At 32.8% G+C, this 4,800-nt stretch carries 9 protein-coding genes and 1 other annotated feature; all 9 genes read left to right on the top strand.

The genetic code is table 11. The annotated features are described in order from the left end of the window. Positions 1-118, top strand: a 118-nt coding sequence (locus KQI30_RS17440; protein ID WP_216462502.1) for a hypothetical protein, incomplete at its 5' end; no start/stop codon positions are given. A 188-nt stretch (positions 119-306) separates the two neighbouring features. Continuing rightward, complete coding sequence (gene rpmG, locus KQI30_RS16475; RefSeq protein WP_216464437.1) at positions 307-456, top strand: 50S ribosomal protein L33; 150 nt, start codon at positions 307-309, stop codon at positions 454-456. 30 nt (positions 457-486) lie between these two features. After that, positions 487-717, top strand: a complete 231-nt coding sequence (gene secE, locus KQI30_RS16470) for a preprotein translocase subunit SecE (RefSeq protein WP_216464436.1) — start codon at positions 487-489, stop codon at positions 715-717. 41 nt (positions 718-758) lie between these two features. Next, on the top strand, positions 759-1,283 hold the full coding sequence (nusG, locus tag KQI30_RS16465) for a transcription termination/antitermination protein NusG (RefSeq protein WP_216464435.1): 525 nt from the start codon (positions 759-761) through the stop codon (positions 1,281-1,283). Positions 1,284-1,358: 75 nt separating this feature from the next. After that, positions 1,359-1,784, top strand: a complete 426-nt coding sequence (rplK, locus tag KQI30_RS16460) for a 50S ribosomal protein L11 (protein ID WP_044039401.1) — start codon at positions 1,359-1,361, stop codon at positions 1,782-1,784. 57 nt (positions 1,785-1,841) lie between these two features. Continuing rightward, positions 1,842-2,531 (top strand): 50S ribosomal protein L1, encoded by a 690-nt coding sequence (gene rplA, locus KQI30_RS16455; protein WP_216464434.1) that lies wholly within the window; start codon positions 1,842-1,844, stop codon positions 2,529-2,531. Positions 2,532-2,583: 52 nt separating this feature from the next. After that, positions 2,584-2,715 (top strand) — a sequence feature (ribosomal protein L10 leader region). Positions 2,716-2,743: 28 nt separating this feature from the next. Then, positions 2,744-3,244, top strand: a complete 501-nt coding sequence (gene rplJ, locus KQI30_RS16450) for a 50S ribosomal protein L10 (RefSeq protein ID WP_216464433.1) — start codon at positions 2,744-2,746, stop codon at positions 3,242-3,244. A 57-nt stretch (positions 3,245-3,301) separates the two neighbouring features. Continuing rightward, entirely contained in the window at positions 3,302-3,664 is a 363-nt protein-coding gene (gene rplL, locus KQI30_RS16445) for a 50S ribosomal protein L7/L12 (RefSeq protein ID WP_044039398.1), read from the top strand. A gap of 138 nt (positions 3,665-3,802) precedes the next feature. Then, a complete protein-coding gene (gene licT / locus KQI30_RS16440) occupies positions 3,803-4,642 on the top strand; it encodes a BglG family transcription antiterminator LicT (RefSeq protein WP_216464432.1) in 840 nt (279 codons plus the stop codon). The last annotated feature ends 158 nt before the right edge of the window (positions 4,643-4,800 follow it).

The following is a 4,800-nucleotide window of genomic DNA, read 5'->3' as shown; positions in this document are numbered from 1 at the left end:
CATCGATATGAACGTTGAGTTAATCACTCCAGTAGCTATGGATGAAAACTTAAGATTCGCTATCAGAGAAGGTGGAAGAACTGTAGGTTCAGGAGTTGTTACTTCTATCGTTGAATAATCAAGAAAGTTTATAATGGACCAAGCGAAAACTTGGTCTGTTTATAAAGATAATATAATAATAAAAAAGTGGAAAATATAAATTAGTTGACATGAATATTCTCTTATGGTACATTACTATAAGTAACTTTAAGTGAAAAATGTAAATGATATATATTTTTAACTTGTGATAAGTAGGAGGTGTTGATTGTGAGAGTGAAGGTAACACTAGCATGCACAGATTGTAAGCAAAGAAATTATAATACGATGAAAAACAAGAAAAATGACCCGGATAGAATAGAGTCAAGAAAATACTGCAAATTCTGCCACAAGCACACACTTCATAAAGAAACAAAGTAATCCACTAAATTAAGTTGGGGTGTAAGAATTATGGATGTTAAGGAAAATAAAAAAGTTAAAAAAGCAAAATCAGGTCATAAAAAATCTCCTTTTAGAGCTATAAAGGGAGTAGTATCTGAATTAAAGAAAATAACTTGGGCTACAAAAGAAGACATTCAAAAGGCGACACTATCAGTAGTGGTTGTGTGTGGCATATTTGTCATTGCTATGGCTTTGTTGGATCTTGGTTTTAGTAACCTCTATCAAGCTATCTTTAAGTAAAAGGAGGTTATGAAATAACAAAGGTTATTTCGTGGAGTAAAATGAGTGATAAACTGAGATGGTACGTTGTTCATACGTATTCAGGATATGAAAATAAAGTTAAAGCTAACTTAGAAAAAACTATAGAAAACAGAAACCTTAGAGAACTTATCCCAGATATAATTGTTCCAGAGGAAGAAGAAGCTGAGGAAAAGAATGGTGAAACAAAAATCACTAAGAAAAAGGTTTTCCCAGGTTACGTAATTGTTCATATGATGATGAACGATGAGACTTGGTATATAGTTAGAAATACTAGAGGAGTTACTGGATTTGTAGGACCTGATCCTAAGATACCAGTACCACTTACCGATGAAGAGGTTGAAGCTATGGGTATAAATCTTAATACCATTGCAATAGACTTGGAGGTAGGAGAAACTGTTAGTATAACTAATGGAGCTTTTGAAGGAATGAGTGCTGTTATCGAGGAAATAAATCACGATAAGGGCAAAGTAAAAGCATTAGTTAATATGTTTAGCAGGGAAATCCCAGCTGAACTTGAATTTAAACAAATAGAAAAAATAGACTAATTAGCTATTGAGGCGTTAGCCTTTAATAGTGGGAGGAATTTATTCCGCCATACCACAATTCAGGAGGTGTAAATTATGGCTAAGAAAGTCATGGGTTTAATTAAACTTCAACTGCCAGCAGGTAAGGCAACACCAGCACCACCAGTTGGACCTGCACTAGGACAACACGGTGTTAATATCATGGCATTCTGTAAAGAATACAACGCAAAGACTGCTAATCAAGCAGGATTAACAATTCCAGTTGTAATTACAGTATATCAAGACAGATCATTCAGCTTTATATTAAAAACTCCACCAGCAGCTGTTCTATTAAAGAAAGAAGCTGGATTAGAGAGTGGTTCAGGAGTACCTAACAAAACTAAGGTTGGTAAGGTTACTACAGAACAAATCAAGAAGATTGCTGAATTAAAGATGCCAGATTTAAATGCTGGATCTTTAGAAGCTGCTATGAGCATGATTTCTGGTACTGCTAGAAGTATGGGTATCGAAGTAGTAGAATAATAACATTGTAAATTAGTGGGAGGTAACAACCGTTAGTACCACAAAGGAGGATAAGACATGGGAAAGAATTATGTTGAAAGCGTAAAGCTAATAGATAAAAATGTTCTTTACTCAACTGATGAAGCTATGGATTTAGCTATAAAAACAGCTAAAGCTAAATTTGATGAGACTATTGAACTACATGTTAGATTAGGTGTAGATCCAAGACATGCAGATCAACAAGTAAGAGGTGCGGTAGTATTACCACATGGTACTGGTAAGTCTGTAAGAGTACTTGTTTTCGCTAAGGGTGAAAAGGCTAAAGAAGCAGAAGCTGCAGGTGCAGAATTTGTAGGTGCTGAAGAATTAGCTGATAAAATCCAAAAGGAAAACTGGTTTGATTTCGATATAGTTGTAGCAACTCCAGACATGATGGGTGTTGTTGGTAGATTAGGTAGAGTATTAGGACCTAAGGGATTAATGCCAAACCCTAAATCAGGAACAGTTACTTTTGATGTAACTAAGGCTATTGAAGAAATTAAAGCTGGTAAAGTTGAATATAGAGTTGATAAAACAGCTATCGTTCACGTTCCAGTTGGAAAGAAATCTTTTGGAGCTGAAAAGTTAAAGGAAAACTTCCACACTTTAATGGAAGCTTTAATCAAAGCTAAGCCAGCAGCAGCAAAAGGACAATACATTAAGTCTGTTTCAGTTTCTAGCACAATGGGACCTGGAATCAAACTTAACCCAAACAGAGTTTTAGACTAATTATTATTGACATAACATAATTATTATGTTAATATATGATTCGTGTGAAAATGAAATATAATGTGCTCATCCGTAGACAGTAGGTGGCTATGCCGTAACGTGAAAACAACCTACCGAGGTAGCTGACTAATAGATTACTATGGTCTCTTCTTGTGTCTACGGGGAGGCCTTTAATTATTATACAGGTCAAATCTGTAAGGAGGTGGACGTAGATGGCAAGCAATAATAGAACTATTAAAGAAGCTAAAGTTCAAGAAATAAAAGAAAAAATGCAAAATGCTAAGTCTATAGTATTAACAAAGTATCAAGGTAACAAAGCTGATGAAGATACAGAGTTAAGAAAGACTTTAAGAGAAGCTGGAGTAGAATACAAAATCTACAAAAACAACTTAGTATTATTAGCTGCTAAGGAATTAGGTTTTGAAGGATTAGAAGAGCATTTAGAAGGACCAGTAGCAGTTGCTTTTGGTTACGAAGATGCTACTGCACCAGCTAGATTATTAAATGAATTTGGTAAAAACCATAAGGCTATTGAATTAAAAGCTGGTATAGTTGAAGGTACTGTATATGGTACTGAAACAATTAAGCAAATAGCTGAAATTCCTTCAAGAGAAGTACTTATTGCGAAGTTCCTTGGAAGCATCAAGTCTCCAGTATCAAACTTTGCTTACTTATTAAGTGCTATAAGCGAAAAGAAGGAACAAGAAGCTTAATGTGAATTTAAACATTAAAGAATATTAGATTTAAAAATTTCGGAGGTGCAATTTATAATGGATAAGAATCAAATAATTGAAGCTATAAAAAACATGAGCGTTTTAGAATTAAATGAATTAGTTAAGGCTTGCGAAGAAGAATTCGGAGTTTCAGCTGCTGCTCCTGTAGCAGTTGCTGGTGCAGTTGCTGGTGGTGCTGCTGCTGAAGAAAAGACTGAATTCAACGTAATCTTAAAAGAAGCTAAAGAAAAAATCAAAGTAATCAAAGCAGTTAGAGAATTAACTGGTTTAGGATTAAAAGAAGCTAAGGAAATCGTAGATGGAGCTCCTAAGGCTATCAAAGAAGGCGTTGCTAAAGAAGAAGCTGAAGCAATGAAAGCTAAATTAGAAGAAGCTGGAGCTGTTGTAGAATTACAATAGTCCATAAAATAAAAGGAGCGAAACTTCGCTCCTTTTTTTATTTTCATTAAGACATAATTTTTGTTTTTTTTCATATAAATTTATAATATACTATGCATGTATTGCTATTGTAAATTAATATAACGTGGAGTGATTGGTATGCTAATATTAAAAGTTCTTAATAATAATGCTGTAACTACCATAGATCCTGATACTAATAATGAAATGGTCATTATGGGAAGAGGGGTAGCTTTTGGGAAAAAAAGTGGAGAAGAAGTAGATAAAAACAGAATAGAAAAAATATTTACTCTAGAAGATGAAGGCGGAATTGACAAAGTTAAAAACATGCTTAAAAATATACCAGAAGAAGTATTAGAGTGTTCAGAAGCTATAATTTCGCATTGTGAATCTGAGTTCAATTGCAAATTAAATGATCATATCTATTTATCTTTAGCTGATCATATATCTTTTGCATTAAAAAGATATAAAGATAATATGATGGTGAAAAATAATCTTTTGTGGGAAATAAAAAGAATACATAAAAAAGAATATGATGAAGGGGTATGGGCATTAAAATATATTAACTCTAAATTTGGAGTGGAGTTACCAATGGATGAGGCTGGTTTTATAGCTTTCCATTTTATAAATGCTTTGAATAATGTTGAAGTTACAGAGACGTTAGCAGTTACTAAGTTAGTACAAGAAATGAGTGGCATTATTGAAAAGACGTTTAAGTTAGAGTTTAGAGAAAATGATATATCTTATGATAGGCTTATCACTCACTTGAAATTTTTCTCACATAGATTGTTTAATAACATCAAAATCGAGAATAATGAAGATGAATTTTTAAAACTAATAGAAAAGCAGTATAATAAATCATATAAGTGTGCCATAAAGATTAAGAAGTTTTTAAAAAAGCAATATGATTATGATGTAGAGGATGCTGAGATAGTATATTTAAGTATGCATATTCAAAGAGTAGTCAATAATAGTATATAGAATTATATAGAAAAAGAGTTAAGTTGCTAACTAATATTTTAAAATGGTACCTATAACATGGACACATAAAAAAAGAGTGTCTAGTTTATAGGTACTTTTTTATGTATAATTAAAATTATCTTGGAGGAAATAGTGGATATGAGTAAAATTAAATTTTC

The sequence above is a fragment of the Clostridium bornimense genome (assembly GCF_018917145.1).
Taxonomy (GTDB): Bacteria; Bacillota; Clostridia; order Clostridiales; family Clostridiaceae; genus Clostridium_AN; species Clostridium_AN bornimense_A.
Note: the sequence above shows the minus strand (reverse complement) of the source record. Positions and strands in the feature narration are given on the sequence as shown.